At 69.4% G+C, this 26,723-nt stretch carries 28 protein-coding genes; 25 read left to right on the forward strand and 3 right to left on the reverse strand.

The features are described 5' to 3' along the window. The first annotated feature begins 5 nt into the window (after positions 1 to 5). The 3 genes from D0Z08_RS24405 to uvrB are packed head-to-tail and all read left to right on the forward strand — an operon-like array spanning position 6 to position 3,589. Positions 6 to 887: an SDR family oxidoreductase gene (locus D0Z08_RS24405; protein WP_245994395.1), complete on the forward strand. Its 882-nt coding sequence runs from the start codon at positions 6 to 8 to the stop codon at positions 885 to 887. 17 nt (positions 888 to 904) lie between these two features. Beyond that, positions 905 to 1,429 carry a carboxymuconolactone decarboxylase family protein gene (locus D0Z08_RS24410; RefSeq protein WP_245994399.1) on the forward strand — a complete coding sequence of 175 codons (525 nt, stop codon included), beginning with the start codon at positions 905 to 907 and terminating at the stop codon, positions 1,427 to 1,429. A gap of 30 nt (positions 1,430 to 1,459) precedes the next feature. Beyond that, a complete protein-coding gene (gene uvrB, locus D0Z08_RS24415) occupies positions 1,460 to 3,589 on the forward strand; it encodes an excinuclease ABC subunit UvrB (RefSeq protein WP_118927890.1) in 2,130 nt (709 codons plus the stop codon). Positions 3,590 to 3,617: 28 nt separating this feature from the next. Here the strand turns inward: uvrB and D0Z08_RS24420 are convergent, their stop codons facing one another. Beyond that, positions 3,618 to 4,298 carry an ion channel gene (locus D0Z08_RS24420; protein WP_245994402.1) on the reverse strand — a complete coding sequence of 227 codons (681 nt, stop codon included), beginning with the start codon at positions 4,296 to 4,298 and terminating at the stop codon, positions 3,618 to 3,620. A gap of 245 nt (positions 4,299 to 4,543) precedes the next feature. On the opposite strand from D0Z08_RS24420, the gene D0Z08_RS24425 reads away from it, so the two are divergent. From D0Z08_RS24425 to D0Z08_RS24495, 15 genes are read left to right on the forward strand one after another with little or no spacing between them, the layout of a single operon-like run. Next, entirely contained in the window at positions 4,544 to 5,266 is a 723-nt protein-coding gene (locus tag D0Z08_RS24425) for an MlaE family ABC transporter permease (RefSeq protein WP_182481467.1), read from the forward strand. Between the two features lies 1 nt (position 5,267). Next, complete coding sequence (locus D0Z08_RS24430; RefSeq protein ID WP_118927892.1) at positions 5,268 to 6,107, forward strand: MlaE family ABC transporter permease; 840 nt, start codon at positions 5,268 to 5,270, stop codon at positions 6,105 to 6,107. Between the two features lie 7 nt (positions 6,108 to 6,114). Then, the gene (locus tag D0Z08_RS24435) at positions 6,115 to 7,428 is read left to right on the forward strand and encodes an MCE family protein (RefSeq protein WP_118927893.1); all 1,314 of its coding nucleotides are present in this window, start codon (positions 6,115 to 6,117) and stop codon (positions 7,426 to 7,428) included. Beyond that, complete coding sequence (locus tag D0Z08_RS24440; protein ID WP_118927894.1) at positions 7,425 to 8,513, forward strand: MCE family protein; 1,089 nt, start codon at positions 7,425 to 7,427, stop codon at positions 8,511 to 8,513. Before D0Z08_RS24435 ends, D0Z08_RS24440 begins: the two co-directional genes overlap by 4 nt. Continuing rightward, positions 8,510 to 9,490: an MCE family protein gene (locus D0Z08_RS24445; RefSeq protein WP_118927895.1), complete on the forward strand. Its 981-nt coding sequence runs from the start codon at positions 8,510 to 8,512 to the stop codon at positions 9,488 to 9,490. Before D0Z08_RS24440 ends, D0Z08_RS24445 begins: the two co-directional genes overlap by 4 nt. A 5-nt stretch (positions 9,491 to 9,495) precedes the next feature. Beyond that, on the forward strand, positions 9,496 to 10,725 hold the full coding sequence (locus tag D0Z08_RS24450; protein WP_182481468.1) for an MCE family protein: 1,230 nt from the start codon (positions 9,496 to 9,498) through the stop codon (positions 10,723 to 10,725). Further along, on the forward strand, positions 10,722 to 12,068 hold the full coding sequence (locus D0Z08_RS24455; protein WP_118927897.1) for an MCE family protein: 1,347 nt from the start codon (positions 10,722 to 10,724) through the stop codon (positions 12,066 to 12,068). The genes D0Z08_RS24450 and D0Z08_RS24455 overlap by 4 nt, the downstream gene beginning before the upstream one ends. Beyond that, positions 12,065 to 13,330 carry an MlaD family protein gene (locus D0Z08_RS24460; protein WP_182481469.1) on the forward strand — a complete coding sequence of 422 codons (1,266 nt, stop codon included), beginning with the start codon at positions 12,065 to 12,067 and terminating at the stop codon, positions 13,328 to 13,330. Before D0Z08_RS24455 ends, D0Z08_RS24460 begins: the two co-directional genes overlap by 4 nt. 50 nt (positions 13,331 to 13,380) lie before the next feature. After that, positions 13,381 to 13,986, forward strand: a complete 606-nt coding sequence (locus D0Z08_RS24465) for a hypothetical protein (protein WP_118927899.1) — start codon at positions 13,381 to 13,383, stop codon at positions 13,984 to 13,986. Between the two features lie 7 nt (positions 13,987 to 13,993). Beyond that, positions 13,994 to 14,779, forward strand: coding sequence for a hypothetical protein (locus D0Z08_RS24470; RefSeq protein ID WP_118927900.1), 786 nt, complete (start codon positions 13,994 to 13,996; stop codon positions 14,777 to 14,779). 49 nt (positions 14,780 to 14,828) lie between these two features. Beyond that, on the forward strand, positions 14,829 to 15,806 hold the full coding sequence (locus D0Z08_RS24475; RefSeq protein ID WP_245994403.1) for an NAD(P)/FAD-dependent oxidoreductase: 978 nt from the start codon (positions 14,829 to 14,831) through the stop codon (positions 15,804 to 15,806). Positions 15,807 to 15,809: 3 nt separating this feature from the next. Then, a complete protein-coding gene (locus D0Z08_RS24480; RefSeq protein WP_118927902.1) occupies positions 15,810 to 16,277 on the forward strand; it encodes a pyridoxamine 5'-phosphate oxidase family protein in 468 nt (155 codons plus the stop codon). Between the two features lie 10 nt (positions 16,278 to 16,287). Continuing rightward, on the forward strand, positions 16,288 to 16,485 hold the full coding sequence (locus D0Z08_RS24485) for a ferredoxin (protein WP_118927903.1): 198 nt from the start codon (positions 16,288 to 16,290) through the stop codon (positions 16,483 to 16,485). Beyond that, positions 16,482 to 17,378 carry a 3-oxoacyl-ACP reductase gene (locus D0Z08_RS24490; protein WP_118927904.1) on the forward strand — a complete coding sequence of 299 codons (897 nt, stop codon included), beginning with the start codon at positions 16,482 to 16,484 and terminating at the stop codon, positions 17,376 to 17,378. The genes D0Z08_RS24485 and D0Z08_RS24490 overlap by 4 nt, the downstream gene beginning before the upstream one ends. A gap of 1 nt (position 17,379) precedes the next feature. Then, the gene (locus D0Z08_RS24495) at positions 17,380 to 18,150 is read left to right on the forward strand and encodes a glucose 1-dehydrogenase (protein ID WP_118927905.1); all 771 of its coding nucleotides are present in this window, start codon (positions 17,380 to 17,382) and stop codon (positions 18,148 to 18,150) included. 12 nt (positions 18,151 to 18,162) lie between these two features. On the opposite strand, the gene D0Z08_RS24500 is transcribed toward D0Z08_RS24495, so the two are convergent. Both D0Z08_RS24500 and D0Z08_RS24505 read right to left on the reverse strand, forming a co-directional pair. Next, on the reverse strand, positions 18,163 to 19,425 hold the full coding sequence (locus D0Z08_RS24500) for a hypothetical protein (RefSeq protein WP_118927906.1): 1,263 nt from the start codon (positions 19,423 to 19,425) through the stop codon (positions 18,163 to 18,165). Further along, positions 19,422 to 20,270 (reverse strand): LLM class F420-dependent oxidoreductase, encoded by an 849-nt coding sequence (locus D0Z08_RS24505; protein WP_118927907.1) that lies wholly within the window; start codon positions 20,268 to 20,270, stop codon positions 19,422 to 19,424. Before D0Z08_RS24505 ends, D0Z08_RS24500 begins: the two co-directional genes overlap by 4 nt. A gap of 67 nt (positions 20,271 to 20,337) precedes the next feature. Between D0Z08_RS24505 and D0Z08_RS24510 the strand changes: the two genes are divergently transcribed. From D0Z08_RS24510 to D0Z08_RS24540, 7 genes are read left to right on the forward strand one after another with little or no spacing between them, the layout of a single operon-like run. Further along, positions 20,338 to 20,934 (forward strand): TetR/AcrR family transcriptional regulator, encoded by a 597-nt coding sequence (locus D0Z08_RS24510; RefSeq protein ID WP_118927908.1) that lies wholly within the window; start codon positions 20,338 to 20,340, stop codon positions 20,932 to 20,934. Beyond that, a complete protein-coding gene (locus tag D0Z08_RS24515) occupies positions 20,931 to 22,187 on the forward strand; it encodes a cytochrome P450 (RefSeq protein WP_118927909.1) in 1,257 nt (418 codons plus the stop codon). The genes D0Z08_RS24510 and D0Z08_RS24515 overlap by 4 nt, the downstream gene beginning before the upstream one ends. Further along, positions 22,184 to 22,960, forward strand: coding sequence for an SDR family oxidoreductase (locus D0Z08_RS24520; RefSeq protein ID WP_118927910.1), 777 nt, complete (start codon positions 22,184 to 22,186; stop codon positions 22,958 to 22,960). Before D0Z08_RS24515 ends, D0Z08_RS24520 begins: the two co-directional genes overlap by 4 nt. Continuing rightward, positions 22,957 to 24,360 carry a cytochrome P450 gene (locus tag D0Z08_RS24525; RefSeq protein WP_118927911.1) on the forward strand — a complete coding sequence of 468 codons (1,404 nt, stop codon included), beginning with the start codon at positions 22,957 to 22,959 and terminating at the stop codon, positions 24,358 to 24,360. The genes D0Z08_RS24520 and D0Z08_RS24525 overlap by 4 nt, the downstream gene beginning before the upstream one ends. After that, a complete protein-coding gene (locus D0Z08_RS24530) occupies positions 24,357 to 24,563 on the forward strand; it encodes a ferredoxin (protein ID WP_118927912.1) in 207 nt (68 codons plus the stop codon). Before D0Z08_RS24525 ends, D0Z08_RS24530 begins: the two co-directional genes overlap by 4 nt. Further along, the gene (locus D0Z08_RS24535; protein ID WP_182481470.1) at positions 24,563 to 25,177 is read left to right on the forward strand and encodes a nuclear transport factor 2 family protein; all 615 of its coding nucleotides are present in this window, start codon (positions 24,563 to 24,565) and stop codon (positions 25,175 to 25,177) included. Before D0Z08_RS24530 ends, D0Z08_RS24535 begins: the two co-directional genes overlap by 1 nt. Beyond that, entirely contained in the window at positions 25,174 to 26,634 is a 1,461-nt protein-coding gene (locus D0Z08_RS24540; protein ID WP_118927913.1) for an aldehyde dehydrogenase, read from the forward strand. The genes D0Z08_RS24535 and D0Z08_RS24540 overlap by 4 nt, the downstream gene beginning before the upstream one ends. Positions 26,635 to 26,723: the final 89 nt, after the last annotated feature.

Raw genomic sequence — 26,723 nt, forward strand, 5'->3', positions numbered from 1 at the left:
TGACGATGATGAGACCTCCGGTCCGCGACCTGGCCGGCAAGAACGTCTTCGTCACCGGAGCAGCGAGCGGCATCGGGCGCGCCGTCGCGCTGCAGGCGGCCGGCGAGGGCGCGGTGCTGCACCTCACCGATATCCAGGCGGACCTCCTCGCGCAGGTCGCCGAGGAAGCGGCGGCCGCCGGTGGCCGGGTGGCACTCGCCGAGCAGGCCGACATCACCGACCACGACGCCGTACGACGGCTCGCGGCCCGCGCGACGGAGACGTCCGGGGCGATGGACGTCGTGAACGTCGCCGGCATCGCGATCTGGGGGACCGTGCGCGGGCTCGAGCACGAGCACTGGCGCTCGCTGGTCGAGGTCAACCTGATGGGCCCGATCCACGTGATCGAGGAGTTCGTGCCGCCGATGATCGAGGCGGGACGCGGCGGCCAGCTGGTCAACGTGTCCTCGGCCGCCGGCATCATCGCGATGCCCTGGCACGCCGCCTACAGCGCGACCAAGTTCGGGCTGCGCGGCATCTCCGAGGTCCTGCGCTACGACCTCCGGCGGCATCGCATCGGCGTCACCCTGGTCTGCCCCGGTGGGGTCGACACCGGCCTGGTCCGGACGATCCGGATCGCCGGCGTCGATGCCCAGGACCGCAGGTTCGTGCGGGCGCGGAAGCAGTTCCAGCGCCACGCGGTCTCGCCCGAGCGGGCGGCGGAGGCGATCTGGAAGGGCGTCCGGCGCAACCGCTACTGGGTCTACACGTCGGCCGACATCCGGCTCGTGCACTGGCTCCAGCGCTACTTCCCGCCCGGCTACGCGCTCGCGATGAGGGTCTTCAGCTGGGGCGCGCACCGGGTGCTGCCCGCCGTCGACCAGGCCCGCCGGGCCGACCTGCGATGACCGGCGACGGGCCGCGCGTGCCCCCGGGCACGTGGCGGCAGACCGGGCCGTTCGTCGCTGCCTTCGCGTACGCCGCCGGCCGGGTCACCGGCACCGAGTCGCCGGCGGTGTTCCGCACGCTGGGCCGGCACCGCCGGCTGTTCTGGGGGTGGCTGCACTTCGCGGGACGGCTGATGCCGGGCGGGCGGCTCTCGCGCCGGGAGTCCGAGCTGGTGATCCTGCGCGTCGCGACCACCCGCGGCTCGGACTACGAGCTGACCCAGCACCGGCGGCTCGGCCGCCGGGCCGGGCTCACCGCCGACGAGATCGCCCGGGTCGAGGCCGGGGGGCTGGACGGGTGGGCCGAGCCGGAGCGGACGTTGCTAGCGGCGGCCGACGAGCTGCTCGCCACGGACGACCTGTCCGACGACACTTGGGCCGCGCTGCGTGCGTCGTACGACGAACGCGCGACGATCGAGATCGTGATGCTGGTCGGGCACTACCGGATGCTCGCCACGGCGCTGCACACGCTCCGCGTCGCGCCCGACCGGCCGCGGAGCTAGTTGTCGGCGGGGCCTCGTACGCTCGTAGCCATGCGTCCGATCACCGACCTCGAGCGTCGCGTCGCTCCGTTCAAGGTGGAGTCCGACTACCGGCCGTCCGGCGACCAGCCGGCGGCCATCAAGGAGATCACCCGACGAATCGAGGCCGGCACGCAGGACGTCGTGCTCCTCGGCGCCACCGGCACCGGCAAGACCGCCACGGTCGCCTGGGTCGCCGAGCAGGTGCAGCGTCCGCTGCTCGTGATGCAGCCCAACAAGACCCTCGCCGCCCAGTTCGCCAACGAGCTGCGCCAGCTCTTCCCGAACAACGCGATCGAGTACTTCGTCTCCTACTACGACTACTACCAGCCCGAGGCCTACGTCCCCCAGACCGACACCTACATCGAGAAGGACAGCTCGATCAACGAGGAGGTCGAGCGGCTGCGCTACTCGGCCACCAACAGCCTGCTCACGCGGCGCGACGTGATCGTGGTGTCGACGGTGTCCTGCATCTACGGCCTCGGCACCCCGCAGGAGTACGTCGACCGCATGGTGCGGCTGAAGGTGGGTGAGGAGCACGACCGCGACTCGGTGCTCCGGCGGCTGGTCGACATCCAGTACACCCGCAACGACCTCGCGTTCACCCGCGGAACCTTCCGGGTGCGGGGCGACACCCTGGAGATCTTCCCGGTCTACGAGGAGATGGCGGTCCGGGTCGAGTTCTTCGGCGACGAGATCGAGCGGCTGATGACCCTGCACCCGGTCACGGGGGAGGTCCTGACCGAGGACACCGAGCTCTACATCTTCCCGGCGAGCCACTACGTCGCCGGTCCGGAGCGGATGGAGCGGGCGATCCGCGGCATCGAGGCCGAGCTCACCGAGCAGCTCGCCACCTTCGAGCGGCAGGGCAAGATGCTCGAGGCGCAGCGGCTGCGGATGCGCACGTCGTACGACATCGAGATGATGCGCCAGATCGGCACCTGCTCGGGCATCGAGAACTACTCGATGCACATCGACGGTCGTTCCCGCGGCTCCGCCCCGAACTGCCTGCTCGACTATTTCCCGGAGGACTTCCTCCTGGTGATCGACGAGTCGCACGTCGCCGTACCCCAGATCGGCGGCATGTACGAGGGCGACATGTCCCGCAAGCGCAACCTGGTCGAGCACGGCTTCCGGCTGCCGAGCGCCATGGACAACCGGCCGCTGCGGTGGGAGGAGTTCCTCGACCGGATCGGCCAGACCATCTACCTGTCCGCGACCCCGGGCAACTACGAGCTCGACAAGGTCCAGGGCGATGTCGTCGAGCAGATCATCCGGCCGACCGGCCTGGTCGACCCGGAGGTGGTCGTCAAGCCGACCAAGGGCCAGATCGACGACCTCATCCACGAGATCCGGCTGCGCACCGAGCGCAACGAACGGATCTTGGTCACCACCCTGACCAAGAAGATGTCGGAGGACCTCACCGACTACCTGCTCGACGCCGGCATCCGCACCCGCTACCTCCACTCCGAGGTCGACACGCTCAAGCGGATCGAGCTGCTGCGGGACCTCCGGCTCGGTGCCTACGACGTGCTCGTCGGCATCAACCTGCTCCGTGAGGGCCTCGACCTGCCCGAGGTGTCACTGGTGTCGATCCTCGACGCCGACAAGGAGGGCTTCCTGCGCTCGGACAAGTCGCTCATCCAGACGATCGGCCGCGCGGCGCGCAACGTGTCCGGCCAGGTGCACATGTACGCCGACCGGATCACGCCGTCGATGGCGTCCGCGGTCGACGAGACCAACCGGCGCCGCGCCAAGCAGATCGCCTACAACGAGGCCCACGGCGTCGACCCCCAGCCGCTGCGGAAGAAGATCGCCGACATCACCGACATGCTCGCCCGCGAGGACGAGACCACCCAGCAGCTGCTGCAGACCTGGGCCGATGCCGGGGTCAAGGGCCGCGCGGGCGGCGTGAACGGTCGCCGGGCTCCGGTGCCCACCCTCGGCGAGGGCGCCCTCGGTCAGCACGCCGGCGAGCTCGCCGGCTTGCCCAGCTCGGACCTGGCCGCCCTGATCCAGGACCTCACGGACCAGATGAAGGGTGCCGCGGCGGAGCTGCAGTTCGAGCTCGCGGCCCGGCTGCGCGACGAGATCAACGAGCTCCGCAAGGAGCTCCGGCAGATGGTTGAAGCGACCAAGTAGAGAACCGCCGAGCCTGTCGAGGCGTCCCCTACCGCGTCCGGCGGGCGCGGGTGAGGCCGACGAAGCGCGCGATGACCAGGGCGACGTAGAGCACCCCGGCGACCTGCTCCACCATCACCAGCGACCGGGCGTGGTCGAGGACGGGGTAGACGTCGGACAGGCCGACACTGGTGAGCGTGGTGAACGACAGGTAGAGCAGCTCGAACCACGAGATGTCCGCGCCCGGGTCGGTGCCGTAGCCGATGAAGGACCCCGGCCAGATCACCTGCGCGGCGGCGTACACGTAGGCGAACGCCCAGGCGACGACCGTGAACGCCGCGCCCACGGCGAACAGCTCGTCGCGAGTGACCTCGTCGTCCTCGAACAGGTAGCGGACCATCGCGTAGGACACGAAGAAGTAGAACGGCACGTGGAAGGCGGCCGAGGCGAGCACGATGGCGTCGGACTCGGGGGAGATCGCCTCGGCGATCGTCAGCACCATCGCCGGCGCGCCGAGGACCACCGCCACCCAGCTCAGCACCGGGGTCGACCGCACCGCCCACGTCGCGATGAGCACGACGCCCATCTGGACGACGCCGATCACCGCCCTCCCGGCCGTGGACTGGTCAAGGAACGGATAGAGCAGCACGACGACCAGCTGCGCGACGAGCAGGATGGCGGAGGGGTGTCGCCCGATGGTCCTGAGTCTCGCTGTCGTCGTCGTGCTCACGGTCCGTGATGGTAACGGGGTGAAATCCGGCATTCGGGAACCCGCCGTTTCAGGACAACTGACCCGATACCGTGACTGCCGCTGGTCCGGGGTCGTTAGCGATTTGTGTAACGCGTCACAGTATGGTTCGTTGTGCGCATAACAAGAACACGTTCTACTATTGATGCCGTTGCTACGACGGGGAGGTGACCGGGTTGGCGTTCAGCGCTACTTCGGTCATTCGCGGACCCGGGGAGCTCGCTCTGATGACCGTCGAGGTCACGAAGCGGATCTTCACCCGGCCGTTCCAGTTCCGCGAGTTCGTGGAGCAGGCCTGGTTCATCACGAGCGTGACCTTGATGCCGACGATCCTGGTGTCGATCCCGTTCGGCGCGGTCATCTCGCTGCAGGTCGGCAACCTCACCGGACAGCTCGGCGCGCAGTCGTTCGCCGGCGCCACCGCGGTGCTCGCCACCGTCCGTGAGGCGGCGCCGATCGCGGCGGCGATGATCATCGCCGGCGCTGCCGGCTCCGCCATCTGCTCCGATCTCGGCGCGCGCAAGATCCGCGAGGAGATCGACGCGATGGAGGTGCTCGGGATCGACCCGCTCGAGCGGCTGGTCGCTCCTCGCGTCGTGGCAACGATGTTCGTCGCCTTCATGATCAACGGCATCGTCATCTGCGCCGGCATCTTCGGCGGCTACTTCTTCACGGTCATCGTGCAGGACGGCTCGGCGGGTGCGTTCCTCTCGTCGTTCACGGCCCTCGCCTCGCTGCCCGACCTCTACATCGCGATGGTCAAGGCCATCATCTTCGGCTGGCTGGCCGCGATCGTGGGGGCGTACAAGGGGCTCAACGCCGGGGGCGGGCCGCTCGGCGTCGGTCGTGCCGTCAACGAGGCAGTGATCGTCGCCTTCATGCTGCTGTTCTTCCTCAACGCGGTCATCTCCGCGATCTACTTCCAGGTCGTCCCCCCGGTTGGTCTCTGACATGGCTGCGTTCACGGACTTCGTCGGCGACACCGTGCAGGCGCGACGCCGCTCGCTCGAGGGGTACGGCGACCAGCTGCTCTTCTACGCCAAGGCGATCTTCTGGGTGCCCCGCGCGATCAAGCGCTACCCGCGCGAGATCTGGAACACCCTCGCCGAGGTCGCGTTCGGCGCCGGTGGCCTGAGCGTCATCGCCGGCTCTGTCGGTGTGATCGCGTTCATGTCGTTCTTCGCCGGCACCGAGGTCGGGCTCCAGGGCTACGCGTCGCTGAGCCAGATCGGTGTCGCGAAGTTCAGCGCCTTCATCTCGGCGTACTTCAACACCCGTGAGGTGGCACCGCTGGTCTCTGCGATCGCGCTCGCGGCGACCGTCGGGTGCGGCTACACGGCCCGCCTGGGTGCGATGCGGATCTCGGAGGAGATCGACGCGCTCGAGGTGATGGCGGTGCCGTCACTGCCGTTCCTCGTGACCACCCGGATCGTCGCGGCGTTCATCGCGGTCATCCCGCTCTACATCGTCGCGCTGTGCGCGTCGTACCTCTCGCCGCGCCTGATCGTCGTCTACATCTACGGGCAGTCGGCCGGCACCTACGACCACTACTTCCTCCAGTTCCTGCCACCGATCGACATGCTCTGGTCCTTCTTCAAGCTGCTGTTCCTCGCGGTCGCGGTGATCCTGATCCACTGCTACTACGGCTACACCGCCTCCGGCGGGCCCGCGGGCGTCGGTCGCGCGGTGGGGCAGGCGATCCGGACCAGCATCGTCACCATCGTGGTGGCCGACTTCTTCCTCAGCTTCGCTATCTGGGGCTCCACGACCACCGTCAGGATCACGGGGTGAGCGCCTGATGCTGGTCAACATCCACCACGACTCCGCGAAGGAGCACAACCGGCTGCTGGTCGCCGGGGTTGCCTTCCTCGTGTCCTTCGCGCTGCTCCTCTGGCTCTCGATCGCCATCTACAACAAGGAGTTCGACCGGGTCACGACGGTGACGGTCAAGGCGGACCGGGCGGGTCTCCAGCTCGCCAAGTTCGGCGACGTGCGAATGAACGGCGCGCTGGTCGGCCAGGTCCGGGAGATCAGCCAGGACGGCGAGGAGGCCGAGATCCGCATCGCGCTCGACCCCGCCGCCGCGAAGGAGATCCCCGCCAACATCACGGTCGACATCCTGCCGACCACGCTGTTCGGCCAGAAGTTCATCGCGTTCAACCGGCCGCCCGAGCCCTCCTCGGAGTCGCTGGAGGACGGCGACGTGATCCCGGCCGACCGGGTCAACACCAATGTCGAGCTGAGCCAGATCCTCGCCGAGCTGTTCCCGCTGCTGCGCGCCGTCCGGCCCGCCGACCTCAACGCGACACTCAACGCAGTGGCCACCGCGCTCGAGGGCCGCGGGGAGCAGATCGGCGAGACCATGGACGCGCTGGGCTCCTACCTGGGCGAGATCGACGACCACCTGCCGACCCTGCGCCAGGACCTGATCGCGCTCGCCGACGTCGCCGACGCCTACGACCTCGCCGCACCCGACCTGCTCGACGTCCTCGACAACGTCACCGTCACCAGCCGCACGATCAGCGAGAAGGCCGCGGACCTCGACATCTTCTTCGCCGACCTCGCCGGCCTCGCCCGCACGTCGACGCGGATCCTGAGGGCCAACGAGCAGAACATGATCGAGGTCGGCCGGGTGACCGAGCCGGTGCTCGCGCTGCTGGCCACCTACTCCCCGGAGTTCCCCTGCCTGCTCAAGGGCGCCGCCGCCTACGCGCCGATCCTCTCGAAGACCTTCGAGGGCAACGTCGTCAAGCAGTACATGGAGTTCGGGCAGCGCCAGTACCGCGTCTTCGACGAGTCGGACCTCATGGAGTACGGCGAGGTCGGCCACGGACCGTGGTGCCTCGGCCTCCCGAAGTTCAAGGTCCCCGGCGACCGGGTGCCGCTCGACAACGGCAGCGACATCGACGAGAACCCGCCGGACAGCATGCTCCCGAACTTCGGCGTGCTGCCCGACCTCGACCTCGCCAGTGGCTTCGCCGGCAGTGAGGGCGACCAGGAGGTCGTCAACGCGCTGCTCGCCACCCAGACCGGCAACGAGCCGGAGCAGTACGGCGCGCTCGGGTCCCTGCTCTACGGACCGGTCGTGCGAAAGGGGGAACAGGCAGGATGACCTCCTCCCACAGCCGCAACCGGGTCTTCGCCGCGGCCGGCGTCAAGCTCGCGATCTTCAGCGTCGTCTCCTTGCTGACGACCGGGCTGCTCGTGGTGCTCATGGGCAACATCGGCCTCGGTGGCGGCAAGACCTACGAGGCGATCTTCACCAGCGCGAGCACGCTCGAGAAGGGCGACGACGTCCGCGTCGCCGGAGTCAGCGTCGGCGAGGTGAAGAAGGTCGAGCACTACGAGCGGGCGATGGCGAAGGTCACCTTCCGGATCGATGACGACATCGAGCTCACCACCGCCTCGACCGCCGAGATCCGGTTCCTCAACCTGGTGGGCGACCGCTACATGGCGGTGGAGCAGGGCAGGGGAGCGGCCGACGCCGAGAGCATCGACGAGGGGGACACCATCCCTGTCGAGAACACGCGCCCCTCGCTCGACCTCACCGTGCTCTTCAACGGCTTCAAGCCACTCTTCCAGGCGCTGACGCCCGACCAGGTCAACGAGCTCAGCATGAACCTGGTGCAGGTGCTCCAGGGCGAGGGCGGCACCGTCCGCGGCCTGCTCGAGCACACGGCCTCCCTCACCACGACGCTCGCTGACCGCGACCGGCTGATCGGCGAGGTCGTCACCAACCTCAGCGAGACCCTCGACACGGTCAACCGCCACCGCGAGCAGCTGAGCACCCTGGTGATCGAGCTCAAGGACTGGATGCAGGACCTGGCTCGCGATCGCAAGACCATCGGTGGGTCGCTCGACAACATCTCCGAGCTGACGGTCACGGTCGCCGACCTGCTGCGCCGGGGCCGCCCTTTGCTGAAGCGCGACATCGTGGCCTTGCACGACCTGGCCAAGCTGCTCAACGATCCTTCCCAGCGCGCCGAGGTCGTCGACCTGCTCGAGCGGATGCCCGAGGTCATGTCCGACCAGATCCGGACGGGCACCTACGGCTCCTGGTACCAGTACTACGTCTGCGCGAGCTCGGTGAAGATCGACTTCCCGGCCCTCGGCAACATCCCGATCGTCAACCAGATCGAGGCCGCATTCTCCAGCTACGAGTTCAGCTCCACGGCTCCGAGGTGTCAGGACCGATGAAGAACAACGACGCGCGCGTCCTGCGGCTCGGCGTCATCACCCTCGTGGTGATGGCCGTCGTCTCTGCCGCCACCTTCAACCTGAGCAAGTTCCCCGGGTTCCGCGGCACCACCTACTACGCCGAGTTCAGCGATGCCAGTGGCATCCACAAGGGCAACATGGTGCAGGTCGGCGGGATCCGGGTCGGCCGGGTGAGCGACGTGGAGCTCGCGGAGGATCGGGTGGTGGTGAAGTTCGAGATCGACGACGGGGACGTCGACTTCGGGCCGGACTCGACCGCGTCGATCGAGGTCCTCAACCTGCTGGGCGAGAAGTTCCTGGACCTGCAGCCGTCCCCGGAGGGCGAGCTCGAGAGCGGGGGCACCATCCCGCTCGAGAACACGGAGGCGGCGTACGACATCGTCGGCGTGTTCGGCGACCTCACCACCACCACCGAGGACATCGACACCCGCCAGCTGTCCGAGGCGCTCGACGTCGTCTCCGGCACCCTGAACGACTCCGCCCCCGAGATCGCCGCCGCCTTCGACGGGATCGCGCGGCTCTCCCGGAGCGTCTCCCAGCGCGACGAGCAGATCCAGACGCTCTTCGAGAGCTCGCAGCAGGTGACGAAGATCCTCGAGCGGCGCAGTGCCGACATCATCGACCTGATGGGCAGCAGCGACCTGGTGTTCAAAGAGCTCCGAAGCCGCAAGGCAGCCATCCACCGGCTGCTCGTCAACGCCCGGGTGCTCGCGATCGAGCTGCGGGGGGTGGCCGAGGACAACGAGGACGAGATCGGCCCGGCCCTGGCCGAGGTCAACGAGCTGCTCGACATGCTCGTCGACAGGAGGGACCAGCTGAGGGCGACGCTGCACCAGGTCGGCCCCTACGTCGAGATCCTCAGCAACATCATCGGCACCGGCCCCTGGTTCGACGCCCTGGCCATCAACATCGCTGGGTTCCCGACCGGCGAATTCGTCCCGACCCCGGTGGAGTGATGGTGATGGTGACGAAGATCTGGCAGCGCATCGACAGGCGGATCGTCTTCCTGGTCGTGCTCCTCCTCGCCGTGGGCGCGGTGTTCAGTGTGGCCTCCTCCGAGCACGAGACGAAGACCGTGACCGCGATGTTCCCGCGTGCCGTGAGCGTCTACAAGGACACCGACGTGCGGATCCTCGGCGTCAACGTCGGAGACGTCACCTCCGTCACCCCAGCCGGCAACGGGGTGCGCGTCGAGATGGAGTACGACGCGGAGTACGACCTGCCGGCCGACGCCCAGGCCGTCATCGTGACCCCGACCCTGGTGGCTGACCGGTTCATCCAGCTCACACCGGTCTACGAGGGCGGCCCCACCATGGCCGACGGCGCGACCATCGAACTGCCTGACACGGGTGTCCCGGTCGAGCTGGACCGCATCTACGGGAGCCTCCAGGCGCTGACCCGGTCACTCGGACCGAACGGCGTCAACAAGGACGGGTCGCTCAACCACCTGCTCGAGGCCGGCCGCAACGCGTTCGAGGGCCAGGGTGCGGCGGGCAACGAGATGATCCGCGAGCTGGCCCTGGCGGCCGAGACTTTCGGCGACAGCGCCGGCCCGCTGTTCGAGACGGTCACCAACCTGGCGTCCTTCACCGGGACGTTGGCCGAGAACGACGCCCTGGTGCGGGCCTTCATGCAGGACCTCGCAGGCGTCTCGCGGACGCTGGCAGCGGAGGGCAGCGAGCTGCAGGCGGCGGTCGCTGCGGTCGCGAGCGCGGTCGGCACGGTGGAGAGCTTCGTGCGCGACAACAGGGACGGGTTGTCGAAGTCCATCCGACAGCTGTCGTCGGTGATGTCGGCGATCGCATCGGAGAAGGACAACCTGCGCTCTGCGATGGAGATCGCGCCGACGGCGATGGACTCGCTGCACCTGGGCTTCGACCACTTCACGGGCTCCCAGAACTCCCGGGTCGGCATGGCCGGCAACATCTGGACGGCCGACGGCTTCATCTGTGGCCTGCTCCAGCAGAGGCCGGGTGTGCCGCGCGCGCTGAAGGACACTGCCTGCGACCTGGTGGCGCAGCTGTTGAGCCCCATCGTCGACAACCTGCCGCCGCTGCCTCCCGGCTACGCGCGCACCGACGAGCCCGCAGTGGCGACGAACGGTCGGATCAACGTGCCGGCCGCACCGGACATGGACTACGTCCCGGCCACCGACCCCTCCCTCACCGGTCTCCTCGGAGGTGGGTCGTGACCAAGACCCTCAGCGCGCTGCTCGCTGCGGTCCTCTCCGCCGGGCTCCTGACGGCGTGCGACTTCGACGGCGCCTACGACCTGCCACTGCCGGGCTCTCCGGTCGACGCCGATGAGGCGTTCGAGGTCACCGCAGAGTTCCGCGACGTGCTCAACGTCGTCCCGCGCTCGCCGGTGATGGTCGACGACGTCGTCGTCGGCGAGGTGACCGAGGTCGAGCGCGACGGCTGGCACGCGAGCGTCGTCCTCCGGATCAAGGACGGCACGGTCCTCCCGGACAACACCATCGCGGACATCCAGCAGGTGTCGCTGCTCGGCGAGAAGTACGTCTCCCTCGAGGAGCCCACGGAGCAGGCGCCGACCGGCCGGCTGGAGGAGGGCGACGAGATCCCGCTCGCCGTCACCGGGCGCAACCCGGAGGTGGAGGAGGTCCTCGGCGCGCTGTCCTTCCTGCTGAGCGGAGGTGGGGTCGCTCAGCTCGGGACGATCACCCGCGAGGCCAACCTGGTGATGACTGGTCGCGAGGACCGTCTCAAGGCCCTGCTGGGCTCGCTCGAGAGCGTCGTGGGCACGCTCGACGAGCAGAAGGGGGACATCATCCAGGCACTCGAGTCGATGAACAACCTGGCTGCCACGCTCAACGCCGAGAAGGAGACGATCGGCGACGCGCTGGACGCGATCGGTCCGGCGATCGACGTGCTCGCCGACCAGCACGACGAGCTGATCGACATGCTCGGCGCGCTGGAGGAGCTCGGCCGGGTCGGGACCCGCGTGATCAACGCCAGCAAGGAGGACGTGCTCAAGATGCTCGAGCACCTCTACCCGGTCCTCGACGGGCTGCACCAGGCTGGGCACAAGCTCGGACCTGGCCTCAACCTGCTCATCAGCTTCCCGTTCCCCAAGGCCGCCAACGACATCGTCCAGGGCGACTACGCCGACACGACGATGACGGTCGACCTGAACTTCGACAACCTGCTTCGCGGACTCGGCCTCCCCGACATCGAGCTGCCCGACCCCGAACAGATCCTCAATGCGGTGCAGAGGTGCCTGCGCAGCGGCAGCCTGACCAGTGCTGCGTGCGCAAAGGTGCTGCAGGACGCCAACCTGCTCGCCGACCTCAAGCGGCAGTGCCGCCGCGACGCCGAGCTGGCCGACTCGCCGGTCTGCCGGCTGCTCAACGCGCTGCCGGACCTCGACCTCGGCGGTCTGCTCAACCGCGGCCTGGCCGACCCGTCGCTGAGCGGTCCGTCGGGATGGGCGCCCAGCCTGTCCGGGGAGCTCGTCCGCGGCGCCGACCCCGAACCCTCCGACGATCCCTCCGGACTGCTGCAGGTGACGACATGAGTCGCGGAGTCCGGATCCGGCTGGCGATCTTCGTCGTGCTGAGCGCTGTCGGCATCACCTACATCGGCGCGACGTACCTGGGCATCGTCGACCGGGTCACCGGCAGCGGCCACACAGTGACTGCGCGCCTTCCCGGCTCCGGCGGCCTGTTCGAGGGCAGCGAGGTGACCTACCGCGGCGTCAAGATCGGCAAGGTGACCAAGATGACCCCGACCCGTGAGGGCGTCGACGTCGAGATGGCGATCGAGGAGGACGTGGAGCTCCCGACCGACTCGGCGATCTACGTCCACAACCTGTCAGCGGTGGGGGAGCAGTACCTCGACTTCCAGCCCGAGGACGAGGAGGGGCCGTACGCCGAGGACGGCACCGTCTTCACCGGCGACGAGTCCTCGCTCCCTGTCGACGAGGCGGACCTGTTGGTCGACCTCGACGACTTCGTGGGCTCCGTCGACAAGCAGAGTCTCCGGGTGACCGTCGAGGAGCTCGGGGTCCTGTTCGGCGACACCGGGCGCGAGCTCCAGGCGCTGCTCGACAACGGCTCGGTCTTCATCGACGAGGCGGCCGCCCACACCGACGAGACGATCGCGCTGCTGGACAACGGACTCACGGTGCTGCGCACCCAGCAGGGGCAGAAGGAGAACATCCGCTCCTTCGCCCGCGACCTGTCGACGCTCACGGCGGCCCTGCGGGGGAGCGACAAGGACCTCCGGAAGGTGCTGACCAGCACCCCCGGCGCTGCCCGCGAGCTCCAGAAGCTGCTCGAGGAGGTCGAGCCCACCCTGCCGGTGCTCTTCGGCGACCTGGTCACGATCGACCAGATCGTGCTCGCGAACCTCGACGGGCTCGAGCAGCTGCTGGTCACCTACCCGACGTTGATCTCGGGCGGTCCCACCGGAAGCACCCGGGACGGCTTCGGCCACATCAACCTCCAGTTCGACTACTCGGTGCCGCCCTGCACGGAGGGCTTCCTGCCGCCCAGCAGGTGGAGGTCTCCCCACAACCTCACCGACGCGCCGTACTTCCCCGCCCAGTGCAAGTCGGGTCCGCCGTACGTCATGCGCGGTCCGAAGTACGTGCCGCCCCGCCGGGGCAACGCGTCTCCGCCTCGCGTCTACAGTGGCGCCTACGACCCGGTGACGGGGGAGGTTCCAGGCGTCCGCGACGAAGAGGGCCGTCAGGTGCTGTTCCGTCAGCCGGGGAACTTGTCCGTGCTGGGAGGGGATGCGTGGAAATGGTTGCTCCTGGGTCCGGTGACTCGTTGACCCCGGGCTCGTCCGGGGATGGGAAGCGAAGCGGGTTTGGCCCAGACAAGGTGCTCGGCGCCGTCGCGCTGGTGTGCCTGGTCGCGGTGGTCGCGGTCTCCGTGCTCATGGTGAAGACGTACGACAACCGCGCCGATGCGGTGAAGGCGGACGGCTTCTGGGAGCGCGCCGGAGCCGTCGTGACCATCGAACGCGAGACGCGGCAGACCACCCGGGCCGGTGAGGACGTCGGCGACGGCGTCATCGAGGCAATGGAGGCCGCGCCGCAGGCGGAGCAGGTCCGCACGGCGGACCAGATCGAGGCTGCGACCAAGATGGCGAACGCCTTCCTCAACCTCGACCACGAGACCATCGAGGCCAACCTGGAGGCGGTGAAGGCGCTCGCGACCGGCCCCTTCCTCCGGCAGTACACCCGCGCATCGAAGGACCTGGTCAAGCTGACCCGGCGCGCCCAGGCCACCCAGACCGGCGAGGTGGAGTGGGCAGGCCTGGTCACGGGCGACGACGACAGCGCTACCGTGATCGTCGCCACCTCGGGCACCGTCGCCAACAAGCTCACCGAGTTCGAACCGGTCGCGCGGACCTACCGGCTCCAGCTCGAGGTCGACCTCGTCGACGGCCAGTGGTTGACCAGCGACCTCCAGTACGTCAGGTGATGCCCGCATGAGCCGACCCACCCCTCGCCGCCCGTCCCGCACGTCGACACCCCGGCCCCGGAAGATCGCGGGCCGGGTCGAACCCACCGAAGAGGACGCCGCCCGGCCGGCGACCACCCGTGCTGCGGCCGAGGACCCCGCCCGCACCCCGCCTGCGCCGCCCAAGCCGCCGCGCCGGCCGGTGAGCCGCTCGGGCGACGACGGCAAGGCCCCGGTCGAGGACCCCCGCGGGCGGATGTCGACCCTGCTCGCGCTGATCGGTCTGCTGGTCCTGCTCCTCCTGCTGCAGTGCGGCTGGTTCGTGTGGAATGCCACGCGCGACGAGAAGGTCCCTGCGTCGTCCGCGGCCGCCGCCGACGACGAGGACGACGCACCGATCCCCGTACCGTCGGGAAAGCCGGTCGTCCTGAACCAGCTCGCGGTGCAGGAAGGTGTGGAAGCGGCCGCCGCTGCGGCCGGGAGCATGTTCGGCCGCAACTGGAAGAACTACGACGAGGGTGTCGAGAGCGCGGTCGCCCTGATGACCGAAGAGTTCGCCGAGCAGTACCGAGCGACGACGGACGACGTGCGACAGGAGTTCATCCGCAAGAAGACCGAGGTGCAGGTGCGGGTGGTCGCGCAGAGCGTGGTCCGCGCCAACGAGGCCGAGCTCGAGGCACTGATCTTCCTCAACCAGTACGTCTTCCGCGGGGAGGGCGACGACGCGAAGTCGACCTACACGCCCTACCGCGCGCTTCTGACCATGGTGCACACCGACGCGGGATGGTTGGTCGACGGCGTCGAGACGAAATAGGAGATGGGTCATGTCCCACGAAGAAGTAGAACACGTTACAGTTTCTTCCGTGGAACCTGACCTGGTCATCGTGGGCGCCGGCCCGACCGGGCTGTTCGCTGCCTACTACGCGGGCTTCCGCGGCCTGAGCGTGGCGGTCGTCGACTCGCTGCCGGAGCTCGGTGGGCAGATCACGGCGATGTACCCCGAGAAGGCGATCCTCGACGTCGCCGGCTTCCCCGACGTCAAGGGCCGCGACCTGGTCGCGGGCCTCGTCGAGCAGGCAGCGACGGCGGCGCCGTCGTACCTCCTCGACCGCACGGCCACCACCCTGGAGCAGGACGCGGACGGCGTGACGCTCGGCCTCGACGACGGTACGACGGTGCGCGCGAAGGTCATGATCATCACGGCCGGCATCGGCAAGTTCAGCCCGCGACCGCTGCCGTCCGGCGACGGCTGGCTCGGGCGGGGCATGGAGTTCTTCGTCCCGAGCTTCGAGCCGTACGTCGGCAAGGACGTCGTGATCGTCGGCGGCGGCGACAGCGCCTTCGACTGGGCGCTGCACCTCGAGCCGATCGCCAACTCGGTGGCCCTGGTGCACCGGCGCGACGCCTTCCGCGCGCACGCGCGCACCGTCGAGCAGGTCCGCGCGTCGTCGGTCGAGATCATCACGAAGGCCGAGGTCACGGCGATGCGGGACGCCGCGGGCGGCAGCGACGGCACGCTCGCCGAGGTCGAGATCACGGTCGACGGCGAGCCGACGACGCGCAAGGCGCAGGCCGTCGTCGCGGCCCTCGGGTTCATCGCCGACCTCGGCCCCCTCCAGCAGTGGGGCATCGAGACCAACAAGCGGCACCTGGTCGTCGACTCCTCGATGCGCACCAACCTGGAGCGGGTGTTCGCGGCCGGTGACATCACCGACTACCCCGGCAAGGTGCGGCTGATCGCCGTCGGGTTCGGCGAGGCGGCCACCGCCGTCAACAACGCCGCGGTCGTGATCGATCCGACCGCCCACGTGTTCCCCGGTCACTCCTCGGAAGGGTCATGAGCCATGGGTAGCGGACGCGATGCAGTCAAGATGAGCGACGAGGAGATCGAGGCGCTCCTCGGGGAGAACCTGAAGGTGCAGGTGGCGAGCAACGGGCCTGACGGCGTCCCGCACCTGTCCACGCTGTTCTACATCGTGCGTGACGGGAAGATCGCGTTCTGGACCTACGGTCGGAGCCAGAAGATCCGCAACCTGGAGCGCGACCCGCGGGTGAGCGCGCTCGTCGAGGACGGCACCGACTACTTCGAGCTGCGCGGGGTCTCGATCAAGGGCAAGGCGGAGCTCGTCCGCGACTACGACGCGATCTACTCGATCGGCTCCGAGGTCGCCACCCGGATGGTGGGCGCCGAGTCGTTCGAGTCGCTCGGTGACTTCGGTCGGGAGACCGTGGAGAAGCAGGCACAGAAGCGGGTCGGCGTGATCATCCATCCGGAGCACGTCGCCACCTGGGACCACCGCAAGATGGTGTGAGGAGAGTCAGATGAGGATCAAGGTCGACTTCGACCTCTGTGAGTCGAACGCGATGTGTGAGGCACTCGCGCCCGACGTGTTCGAGCTGGACGACGACGACTTCCTCCAGCTCAACACCGACGAGGTGACCGACGAGAACGAGCAGCGGGTGCGGCAGGCCGTGGCGGCCTGCCCGCGGGCCGCGATCTCGCTGGTGGAGGACGAGTGACCACCAACCTCGACGGCAAGGTCGCGATCGTCACCGGCGCCGGGGCCGGGCTCGGACGCGCGGAGGCGCTGGCCCTGGCCGACGCCGGCGCCCGGGTCGTCATCAACGACCTGCCCGGAGCGGGGGAGGAGGCCGCGGAGGAGATCCGCGGCCGTGGCGGCGACGCCACCGTCGTGGCCGGTGACGTCAGCGAGCGGGCCACCGCGGACGCGATGGTGGCTGCCGCCGTCGACGGGTACGGCGGGCTCGACATCGTCGTCAACAACGCCGGCATGACCCGGGACCGGATGCTGTTCAACATGGCGGACGAGGAGTGGGACGCCGTCATCGCGGTGCACCTCCGAGGCCACTTCCTGCTGAGCCGCAACGCGGCGTCGTACTGGCGCGGGCGGTCGAAGGAGACCGGTGCGCCGGTCTACGGCAGCGTCATCAACACTGCCTCCGAGGCGTTCCTGGGGGGCTCGCCCGGGCAGCCGAACTACGCGGCGGCCAAGGCCGGCATCGCGGCACTGACCCTGTCCACCGCGCGCGGCCTGTCGCGGATCGGCGTCCGGGCCAACGCGATCTGCCCCCGCGCCCGGACGGCGATGACCGCCGAGGTCTTCGGTGAGGACACCTCGGGCCGAGCGATCGACCCGTACTCACCCGACCACGTCGCGCCCCTCGTCGCCTATCTCGCGTCGCCGGCGGCCGAGCGGGTCACCGGCCAGGTCTTCGTCGTCTACGGCGGCATGGTGGCCGTCGTGGCGGCGCCGGTCGTCGCGCAGCGGTTCGACGCGTCCGGCGACGTCTGGACGACCGACGACCTCGACAAGCAGCTCGGCGGGTTCTTCGCCGACCGCGATCCCTCGGTCGGCTTCGCCGCCGACTCGATCATGCAGCTAGGAGTCTGAGATGGGCCGTCTCGACCACAAGGTCGCCATCGTCACCGGTGGCGCGATGGGGCAGGGTGCGGCGATCGCGCGTGCCTACGTCGCCGAGGGCGCCAAGGTCGTCATCGCCGACATCGCCAAGGACGAGGGCCAGGCGCTTTCTGATGAGCTGACAGCCGCGCTGGGCGAAGGGCTTGTGCACTTCGCGCACCACGACGTCAGCGACCCGGCGTCGTGGGCGACCGTCGTGGAGGACGCCAACACCCGGTTCGGTCCGGTCAACGTGCTCGCCAACAACGCCGGCCTGCTGCGCTTCGGCCAGATCGAGCACATGCCGCTGGAGGAGTTCCAGCTGCTGGTCAACGTCAACCAGGTCGGGGTCTTCCTCGGCATGCAGGCGGTGGCCCGCACGATGCGCAAGAACGGCGGCGGCTCGATCATCAACGCGTCCTCGATCGAGGGCATCGCGGGCATGCCGTCGTGCACGGCGTACGCCGCCACCAAGTGGGCGATCCGCGGCATGACCAAGTGCGCGGCGATGGAGCTCGGGCCGAAGGGGATCCGGGTCAACTCCGTGCACCCCGGGATGATCGACACCCCGATGACGCGGGTGCACGGCGGCGACGCCGCGATGGAGTACGGCGCCTCCAAGGTGCCGCTGCGGCGGGTCGGCCTGCCGGAGGACATCGCGCCGGTCTACGTGTTCCTGGCCAGCGACGAGTCGTCGTACATGAACGGCGCCGAGCTCACCGTCGACGGCGGCGTCACCGCCACCCACGCCTTCGGCGCCTGACTGACCCGTCAGTCAGACCGGGGTGATCGGCAGCGACCGGCGCGGGTGGAAGGCGAACTCGACGCCGGTGCTGAACTTGGTCACCGTGACCTCCTTCGCCTCGGCGGCGGGCTGGTCGCGGCGGACGACGGTGAGCGACCAGGCGTCGTCGCCTGCAGCGGCGACCTCCACGGCGAGGTGCGGGTCGAGCGCCTGCACGATCACGGCGAGCGCGCCGGTCCACTCCGGGCCGCAGAGGGAGATCCAGGCGCCGTCCTCGTGCGCCGGAGAGCGCCGTACGACGACCGCGGCCCCTGGAGCGCCGAGGTCGGCGTCGACGTAGGCCGCCGGGTTGAGCAGGGGGTGGAGCGCCAACAGCCGCCGGGCGCCCTCCTCGTCCGGGCTGATGTCGAGCGCGCGGGCGATCCGGAGCGCGCCGACGCCGGCAGCGCCGGTCAGCTGCTGTCGGCGGATCCGGGTCAGCTGCTCCGCGCTCTCGCACCGCTTCTCCAGCGCGATCGCGAACGCCCGGTCGAGCAGGTGCATCTGCAGGCACACCTCGTCCGCGATCCGCACCAGGGCGGAGTGCGAGAAGGCGGAGAAGTCGAGGTCGCTGACCAGCGGGCCGGCGTAGTCGCCGGCACCCTCGTCGGCCGGGTCGATCGGAGCGAGCGCGAGCGCCGCCGCCCGGGACCGCTCGTTGACGGCCAGCGCCGGGATGCCCTGGGCCTCGGGGTGGGTGTCGTCGATGATCACCGTCCACGCGCAGTGCGGCTGGCGGTCCGCGGGGGTCCGGGGCGGGCGGTGGATCGGCCGCACCTGGGCCTTCGGGTGCGAGGCGATCGCGGTGGCGTCGAAGGTCGGGTCCTCGATGTCGTGGCACATGCCCTTCACGTAGTCGGGGCCCATCGGCTCGACGTCCATGAGTGCGCCGCAGTGGTCGAGGTGGAACTCGCCGTGCTGGGGGTCGTGGACGGTGTAGCGGAAGTCCATGAACTGTGGGGGAGCGCCGATGTCGAGCTGCAGCCCCTTGAAGATGGTGACCACGTCGCCCCGGCCCGGCACCGCGGGCGCGAACCCCAGCGCGCGTTGCATCCGGCGGGTGTAGATCGGGCTGGCCGCCGCCCATTCCTCGATCGCGATCTGCAGCATCTCGTCGCGGCCGAACTCGGAGATGCACCACGCCATGCCGGACCGGTCGATGAGCTGCCCCATCAGGAGGAGCTCCGGCACGAGGACCGCGAGGTCCGCGCGCGAGAGGTCGGCGTACCGGCTGTGCCGGTCCGGGGCGGTCACGCAGTCAGTCCCAGTCGGCCGGCCATCTTGTCGAGGTAGCCGAGCACGGTGTCCTTGTCCGCGTCGGGGACGCCCCAGATCAGCTCGGAGGGCCCGGCGGCGGTCCAGTCGGCGAAGTCCTCCGCCGTCGGCCGCTTCGCCACGAGGATCCGGATGTCCGGCTGTCCCTCGCGGCCCGCGTCCGCCCACGCCTTGCGCAGCAGGTCGGCGTTGGCGGCCACGTCGGTCGTCGTCGGGGTGGTCATCCAGCCGTCGGCGTTGCGCGCGATCCACTCGAACGTCTTGGGGCCGGCGCCGGCGCCGATGATGACCGGTACCCGGCCCTGCGGCGGCTTGGGATAGGCCCAGGAGGGTCCGAACGAGACGAACTCGCCGTCGTACGACGCCTCCTCCTCGGTCCAGAGCGCGCGCATCGCCTCGAGGTACTCCTTGAGCACGGTGCGCCGCTTGGCCGCCGGGACGTGGTGGTCGGTGAGCTCGTCGGTGTTCCAGCCAAAGCCGGCGCCGATGGTGACGCGTCCGCCCGAGAGATGGTCGAGGGTGGCGATCGTCTTGGCCAGCGTGATCGGGTCCGACTCGACGGGCAGGCAGACCGCGGTGGACAGGCCGATCCGCTCGGTGACGGCGGCGCAGGTGGCCAGGGAGACCCACGGATCGAGCGTCCGCAGGTAGCGGTCGTCGGGCAGGTCCTCACCCCCGGTGGGGTGGAGGGCGTCGCGCCGCACCGGGATGTGGGTGTGCTCGGGCACGTAGACGGTGTCGAAGCCGCGTTGCTCCGCGGCCACGGCGAGGTCGGCCGGCGTGATGCCGCGGTCAGAGGTGAAGAGGACGATCCCGTTGCGCATGTCACAAGAGTAGAACTTGTTCTAGAAAAGTCTTGCTCCCTGCCGAAACGTCTCCTATGTTGGACACATGTCCAGTCAAGTGTCCGACGCGCCCCGGCGCGGCCTCAACGCTCGGCAGGCCGACACTGTCGAGCGGCTGCTGGCCGCCGGGCTCGAGGAGCTCCGCGCCGTCGGCCACGAGGCGCTGACCGTGCGCAACGTCGCCCAGCGGGCCGGGGTCTCGCCCGCGACGGCGTACACCTACCTCGCGTCCAAGAACCACCTGTTCGCCGAGCTCTTCCTCCGCCACCTCACCACCGGGCCGTCGGGCGTGAGTCGCTCGTCCTCGGCGACGAAGCGGGTCCAGTCGGCCGCCCGGGCGCTCACCGAGCGGATCGTCGAGGAGCGCGCCCTGGCGGCGGCGGTGACGCCGGCACTGCTCGGCACCGACCCCGACGTCGAGCGGCTCCGGCTGCGGATCGGCGGCGAGATCTTCGCGCGCTTCGAGTCCGCACTCGTCGACCCCGCGGAGCCCGACCAGCCGGCGGACCCGGCGGTGCTCGAGGTCCTGGTCCTCACGTTCACCGGTGCGCTGCTCCAGGTCGGGGTCGGCGTCATCACCTACGAAGAGCTCACGGACCGGATGGAGAGCTGTGTCGACGTGATCCTGAGGGGCAACTCATGAGCATCTCGACAAGCTCGACCACCGACACACGGCCGCCGCTGCTGTTCGACCCCTACGACTACGACTTCCACGAGGATCCCTACCCGCTCTACGCGCGGCTGCGGGACGAGGCGCCGCTCTACTACAGCGAGCGCGACGACTTCTGGGTCCTGTCGCGGCACGCCGACGTCTTCGCGGCCTTCCGTGACGACGTGACGTTCTCCAACCGGATGGGCGTCACGCTCGACCCGAGCGCCTGGAACCCCGAGGCACACCGGGTCATGTCGTTCCTCGCGCTCGACGGGAAGGCGCAGAGCCGGATCCGCAAGCTGGTCTCGGCGGCGTTCACGCCGCGCCGGGTCCGCGAGCTGGAGCCGCAGGTCCAACGGCTCACCGAGCACTACCTGGAGCGGCTCTTCGCCGGCAACGCCGCCGAGGGTGAGGCCGACTGGATCGGCGAGCTCGCCGGCAAGCTCCCGATGGACGTGATCTCCGAGCTGATGGGCGTCCCTGTGGCCGACCGTGACGAGGTACGGCGCCTCGCGGACCTGCTCGTCCACCGCGAGGCCGGCGTCCGCGACGTCCCGCCGGCCGGCATGGAGGCCGCGATCGAGCTCTTCAACTACTACGGCGCGATGGTCAAGGAACGACGGGTCCGCCCGAGCGACGACCTGACCTCGGCGCTGGTCGAGGCCGAGATCGACGGCGATCGGCTCACCGACAACGAGATCAACGCGTTCCTCTGCCTGATGGTGGTGGCCGGCAACGAGACGACGACGAAGCTGCTCGGCAACGCGCTCTTCCACCTCGCTGCCCACCCGGACCAGCGCGCCGCCGTGCTCGACCGCGGCGGACCGGACCTGGTGGTGCCGTGGGTCGAGGAGACCCTGCGCCACGACAACTCCACGCAGATGCTCGCCCGCTACGTGACCGCCGACGTCGAGCTGCACGGTCGCACGCTGCCGGCCGGCTCCAAGCTGCTGCTGCTGATCGGGTCGGCGAACCGGGACGAGCGGGTCTTCACCCGCCCCTCCGAGTACGACATCCACCGGTCCAAGGACGAGCTGGGCGAGAGCCTGGCCTTCGGGACGGGGCGGCACTTCTGCCTCGGTGCCAACCTGGCGCGACTCGAGGCGCGGGTCGTCCTGGCCGAGCTGGTCCGACGCGTCGAGCGGTTCGAGGTGCACGCGGACCGCGCCGTACGGGTGCACTCGGTCAACGTGCGCGGCTTCGCCCAGCTCCCGACGACGTTCACGGAGCGGGGTGCCCGATGAGCAAGTACGACCAGCCCTCCCGCCGCCCGGCGGTGATCGCCGGCGCGTCGTCGGGGATCGGAGCGGAGACCGCGCGGGCGCTCGCCGCCGCGGGTTTCCCGGTCGCGCTCGGAGCGCGACGGCTCGAGCAGTGCGAGGAGATCGCGTCCGCCATCCGCGCGGACGGCGGCGAGGCCGTCGCGCACCGCCTCGATGTCGCCGACGAGCAGTCGGTGAGCGACTTCAAGGCCAAGGCGGCTGCCGACCTCGGCGACGCCGAGGTCGTGGTCAGCAACGCGGCACTGATCGGACCAGGGGCGGTGCTCGACACCGACGCCGAGCGGCTCCGCCGGGAGCTGGACATCAACCTGCTGGGTCCCCACCGGTTGATGCGCGCCTTCCTGCCGGACATGGTCGGGCGGCACCGCGGCGACATCGTCTTCGTGTCCTCCGACGTCGCGCTCCGGCCGCGCCCGTTCATGGGCGGCTACAGCGCGAGCAAGGCCGGGCTCGAGGGCCTGGTGGGCTCGCTGCAGATGGAGCTCGAGGGCACCGGAGTCCGCGCGTCCGTCGTACGCCCTGGTCCGACGTGGAGCGAGATGGGCATGGACTGGGACCCGGAGGCGGCAGCCATGGTGCTCAACCAGTGGGTCAAGTGGGGCCATGCCCGCCACTCGCACTTCCTCAAGGCCCGCGCCATCGCGGACGCGATCACGACCGTCGTCAGCGCACCGCGCGGCGTGCACATCAGTCCTGTCGACGTGAACCCCGAAGCTCCCGTGGAGGAGAAGTGACGACCTCGACCAGCTCGACCAGCTCGACCACCGAGATCCCCGAGGTCTCCCTGGCCCTCGACGACCAGAGTCCCGACGTGCCCGAGATCATCCGCGGCACCGGGCACCTGCCGGAGATGCGGGTGGACCCGATCGGCCTGTTCGCCCGGGTCCGCGAGGAGTGCGGCGACATCGGCAGGTTCCGGCTGGCCGACAAGGAGGTCGTGCTGGTCACCGGCGCCGAGGCGAACGAGGCGTTCTTCCGGGCACCCGACGCGGTGCTCGACCAGGCCGCGGCGTACCCGTTCATGACGCCGATCTTCGGCAAGGGGGTCGTCTTCGACGCCTCACCCGAGGAGCGTCAGCAGATGCTGAAGAACCAGGCGCTCCGCGGTGACATGATGCGCGGCCACGCCCAGACCATCGAGGCCGAGATCAACCGGATGGTGGCCGGCTGGGGAGACGAGGGTGAGATCGACCTGCTCGACTTCTTCGCCGAGCTCACCATCTACACCACCTCGTCCTGCCTCATCGGCAAGCCGTTCCGGGAGGAGCTCGACTCATCGTTCGCCCAGCACTACCACGAGCTGGAGCGGGGCACGGACGCGATCGCGTACGTCGATCCCTATGCCGACATCGACAGCTTCCGGATCCGCGACGCCGCCCGCGAACGGCTGGTCGCGCTGGTGCAGGGGATCATCGACAAGCGCAAGGAGCGGGGGACCGTCCCCAAGGAGGAGCGCGACCTGCTCGACGTCCTCATCTCGATCGACATGACCGCCGACGTGGTCACCGGGATCTTCATCTCGATGATGTTCGCGGGTCACCACACCAGCAGCGGTACGGCGTCCTGGGCGATGATCGAGCTGCTCCGCCACCCCGACGTCATGGCCGATGTCGTGGCCGAGCTGGACCAGCTCTACACGGACGCCGACGGCACTGGGCCTGTCGAAGTGTCGTTCCAGGCGCTCCGCTCGATCCCCGTGCTCGAGTCGGCGCTCAAGGAGACCCTGCGCCTGCACCCGCCGCTCATCATCCTGATGCGGCTGGTGCAGGAGGACTTCGAGCTCGCCGGCACCACGATCCCGGCCGGCACGGTCGTCGCGGCCTCTCCGCGGGTGTCCAACCGGATCGAGGAGGACTTCCCGAAGGCGGACGAGTTCGATCCCGGCCGCTACATCGACCCGCGCCAGGAGGACCTGCAGAACCGCTGGACGTGGATCCCGTTCGGTGCCGGCAAGCACCGCTGCGTCGGCAACGCGTTCGCGATGATGCAGATGAAGGCGATCTTCTCGGTGATCCTGCGGGACTTCGAGTTCGAGGCCGCGCAGCCGCTCGACTCCTACCGCGACGACTGCTCCAAGATGGTGATCCAGCTGGAGCAGCCGTGCCGGGTCCGCTACCGGAGGCGGGTCCGATGAGGGGCTACACGGTCCGGGCCGACACCGGCCTCTGCCAGGGCCACCAGCTCTGCCAGGGCGAGGCCCCTGACGTCTTCGGCTTCGACGAGGACGGCGACGTGGTCGTCATGCTCGAGGAGCACCCGGCGGAGTCGCGTCGTACCGACGTGCAGACCGCCGTGAGGTACTGCCCTGCTTTCGCACTCTCCATCGAGGAGGACTGATGTCCCTGTCCCGTGCCGAGATCGAGGAGTTCTGGGACTCCTGGCTCGCGATCAACCGTGAGGCCGAGCGCACCGGCGACTGGCGGGTGATGGCCGAGTGGTACGCCGAGGACGCCACCTACGGCTGGATGTACTCGGTCGACGAGCACTTCATGGCGGTCGGGCGCGACCAGATCCGCGACTGGGCGATCGGCATCGAGATGGACGGTCTCGACGGCTGGCACTACGACTACCAGGCCACCGTCATCGACGAGAAGAACGCGATGATCGTCGGCTTCTGGAAGCAGAAGTCGGGGATCGTCAACGACGAGACCGGGCAGGAGTACGAGATCCTCGGCATCGGCGGCTCGTGGTTCGGCGTCGAGCGCCAGACCGCGGGAGCGGACGCGGGCCAGGTGAAGATCGCCTGGCAGCGCGACTGGTTCGACATGCCGTCGACCGCGCACACGTTCCTGGAGATCATCAGCGCCGGCAAGGCGCCCGAGACCCTCCTCAAGCGGATGTCCGTGACCGGTCACGACGTGCCCGGTCACTACCACCACGCCGACCTTCCCAGCAGCGTGTGGCCGCCGCCGGTCGAACGCGGCGACCACCTCACCCAGGAGTCCGTATGACGTTGACGAACCCGCCTGCCCAGCAGTTGGTGGACGGCAAGCTGACCGGCGCGAGCGACGGAGCGTCGTACCCGATCCTCAACCCGGCGACGGGGGAGCAGATCGGCGTCGCTCCCGACAGCACCGCGACCGACGTGGACGCGGCGATCACGGCTGCTCGGCGGGCGTTCGACGAGACGGACTGGTCGACCGATGTGGCGCTGCGGCTGCGGTGCCTCCGGCAGCTCCACCAGGCGCTGCTCGACCACGCCGACGAGTTCCGCGCGTTGACGACCGCCGAGGTCGGGATGCCGGGCTTCATGATGGGCGCCGCCGGGTTCGACGTCCCGGTCGAGGGACTGAAGTGGGTCACCGACCTGCTGGAGTCCTACGCATGGGAGACGGACCTCGGGGTCGCGCAGCCGATGGGCATCCCGACCCGGCGGACCGTCGTCCGCGAGCCGGTCGGTGTCGTCGCCGCGATCACCCCGTGGAACGTGCCGAACCAGATCAACCTGGCCAAGGTCGGCCCGGCCCTGGCGGCCGGCTGCACGGTGGTGCTCAAGCCGGCGCCGGACACTCCGTGGGTGGCCTGCGAGCTCGGCCGGTTCGTCGCCGAGCACACCGACATCCCCGCCGGCGTCTTCAACGTCGTCACCCCGCGATCCAACGAGGTCGCTGCGGTTCTGTCGTCCGATCCCCGGGTCGACATGGTCTCCTTCACCGGCTCGACCGCGACCGGACGAGCGATCATGGCGGCCGCAGCGCCCACGCTGAAGAAGGTCTTCCTCGAGCTGGGCGGGAAGTCCGCGGCGATCGTCCTCGACGACGCCGATGTGGCCGCGGCAGCGGGCGCCACGGCGTTCGCGGCCTGCATCCACGCCGGCCAGGGCTGCGCGCTGACCACGCGCCTCGTCGTACCTCGGGAGAAGTACGACGAAGCGGTCGAGGTCGCCGCCGCCACGATGGCGTCGATCGGCGTCAACGACCCTGCCGATCCCAACGCGATCTGCGGGCCGGTGATCAGCCAGGTGCAGCGCGACCGGGTCGAGAGCTACCTCCGTCTCGCCGAGGAGGAGGGTGGCCGGATCGTCACCGGCGGCCGGATCGTCGACCAGCCCGGGTTCTGGGTGGAGCCGACCGTGGTCGCCGGTCTCGACAACACGTCGCGGCTGGCCCAGGAGGAGATCTTCGGACCGGTGCTGGTGGTGATCCCGCACGACGGCGACGACGACGCCGTACGGATCGCGAATGACACCGAGTACGGCCTGTCCGGCTCGGTCGACTCTGGCGACCTCGAGCGCGCGAAGAGCGTCGCCCGGCGGATCCGCACCGGGACGCTGGCCGTCAACGGCGGCGTCTGGTTCAGTCCGGACGCACCGTTCGGCGGCTACAAGCAGTCCGGGCTCGGGCGGGAGATGGGTGTGGCCGGGTTCGAGGAGTACCTGGAGATCAAGACGATGGCGGAGCCGGCATGACCGGGAGGTGCAGGAATCCCCGGTCGACCGGGGAACCCTGCACTTGTCGGCCGTTGCAACACCAGACAAGTGCAGGAACCCCCGGTCAA

Source organism: Nocardioides immobilis, assembly GCF_003515065.1.
Classification (GTDB): Bacteria; Actinomycetota; Actinomycetes; order Propionibacteriales; family Nocardioidaceae; genus Nocardioides; species Nocardioides immobilis.

Excerpts from the sequence above, each read along its gene's own strand:
- uvrB (WP_118927890.1), top strand. The coding sequence starts at position 1,460 with ATGCGTCCGATCACCGACCTCGAGCGTCGCGTCGCTCCGTTCAAGGTG.
- D0Z08_RS24520 (WP_118927910.1), top strand. The coding sequence starts at position 22,184 with ATGAGCAAGTACGACCAGCCCTCCCGCCGCCCGGCGGTGATCGCCGGC.
- D0Z08_RS24505 (WP_118927907.1), bottom strand. The coding sequence starts at position 20,270 with ATGCGCAACGGGATCGTCCTCTTCACCTCTGACCGCGGCATCACGCCG.
- D0Z08_RS24460 (WP_182481469.1), top strand. The coding sequence starts at position 12,065 with ATGAGTCGCGGAGTCCGGATCCGGCTGGCGATCTTCGTCGTGCTGAGC.
- D0Z08_RS24425 (WP_182481467.1), top strand. The coding sequence starts at position 4,544 with ATGACCGTCGAGGTCACGAAGCGGATCTTCACCCGGCCGTTCCAGTTC.
- D0Z08_RS24495 (WP_118927905.1), top strand. The coding sequence starts at position 17,380 with ATGGGCCGTCTCGACCACAAGGTCGCCATCGTCACCGGTGGCGCGATG.
- D0Z08_RS24510 (WP_118927908.1), top strand. The coding sequence starts at position 20,338 with ATGTCCAGTCAAGTGTCCGACGCGCCCCGGCGCGGCCTCAACGCTCGG.
- D0Z08_RS24485 (WP_118927903.1), top strand. The coding sequence starts at position 16,288 with ATGAGGATCAAGGTCGACTTCGACCTCTGTGAGTCGAACGCGATGTGT.
- D0Z08_RS24540 (WP_118927913.1), top strand. The coding sequence starts at position 25,174 with ATGACGTTGACGAACCCGCCTGCCCAGCAGTTGGTGGACGGCAAGCTG.
- D0Z08_RS24445 (WP_118927895.1), top strand. The coding sequence starts at position 8,510 with ATGAAGAACAACGACGCGCGCGTCCTGCGGCTCGGCGTCATCACCCTC.
- D0Z08_RS24515 (WP_118927909.1), top strand. The coding sequence starts at position 20,931 with ATGAGCATCTCGACAAGCTCGACCACCGACACACGGCCGCCGCTGCTG.
- D0Z08_RS24450 (WP_182481468.1), top strand. The coding sequence starts at position 9,496 with ATGGTGACGAAGATCTGGCAGCGCATCGACAGGCGGATCGTCTTCCTG.
- D0Z08_RS24405 (WP_245994395.1), top strand. The coding sequence starts at position 6 with ATGATGAGACCTCCGGTCCGCGACCTGGCCGGCAAGAACGTCTTCGTC.
- D0Z08_RS24430 (WP_118927892.1), top strand. The coding sequence starts at position 5,268 with ATGGCTGCGTTCACGGACTTCGTCGGCGACACCGTGCAGGCGCGACGC.
- D0Z08_RS24470 (WP_118927900.1), top strand. The coding sequence starts at position 13,994 with ATGAGCCGACCCACCCCTCGCCGCCCGTCCCGCACGTCGACACCCCGG.
- D0Z08_RS24480 (WP_118927902.1), top strand. The coding sequence starts at position 15,810 with ATGGGTAGCGGACGCGATGCAGTCAAGATGAGCGACGAGGAGATCGAG.
- D0Z08_RS24530 (WP_118927912.1), top strand. The coding sequence starts at position 24,357 with ATGAGGGGCTACACGGTCCGGGCCGACACCGGCCTCTGCCAGGGCCAC.
- D0Z08_RS24535 (WP_182481470.1), top strand. The coding sequence starts at position 24,563 with ATGTCCCTGTCCCGTGCCGAGATCGAGGAGTTCTGGGACTCCTGGCTC.
- D0Z08_RS24440 (WP_118927894.1), top strand. The coding sequence starts at position 7,425 with ATGACCTCCTCCCACAGCCGCAACCGGGTCTTCGCCGCGGCCGGCGTC.
- D0Z08_RS24435 (WP_118927893.1), top strand. The coding sequence starts at position 6,115 with ATGCTGGTCAACATCCACCACGACTCCGCGAAGGAGCACAACCGGCTG.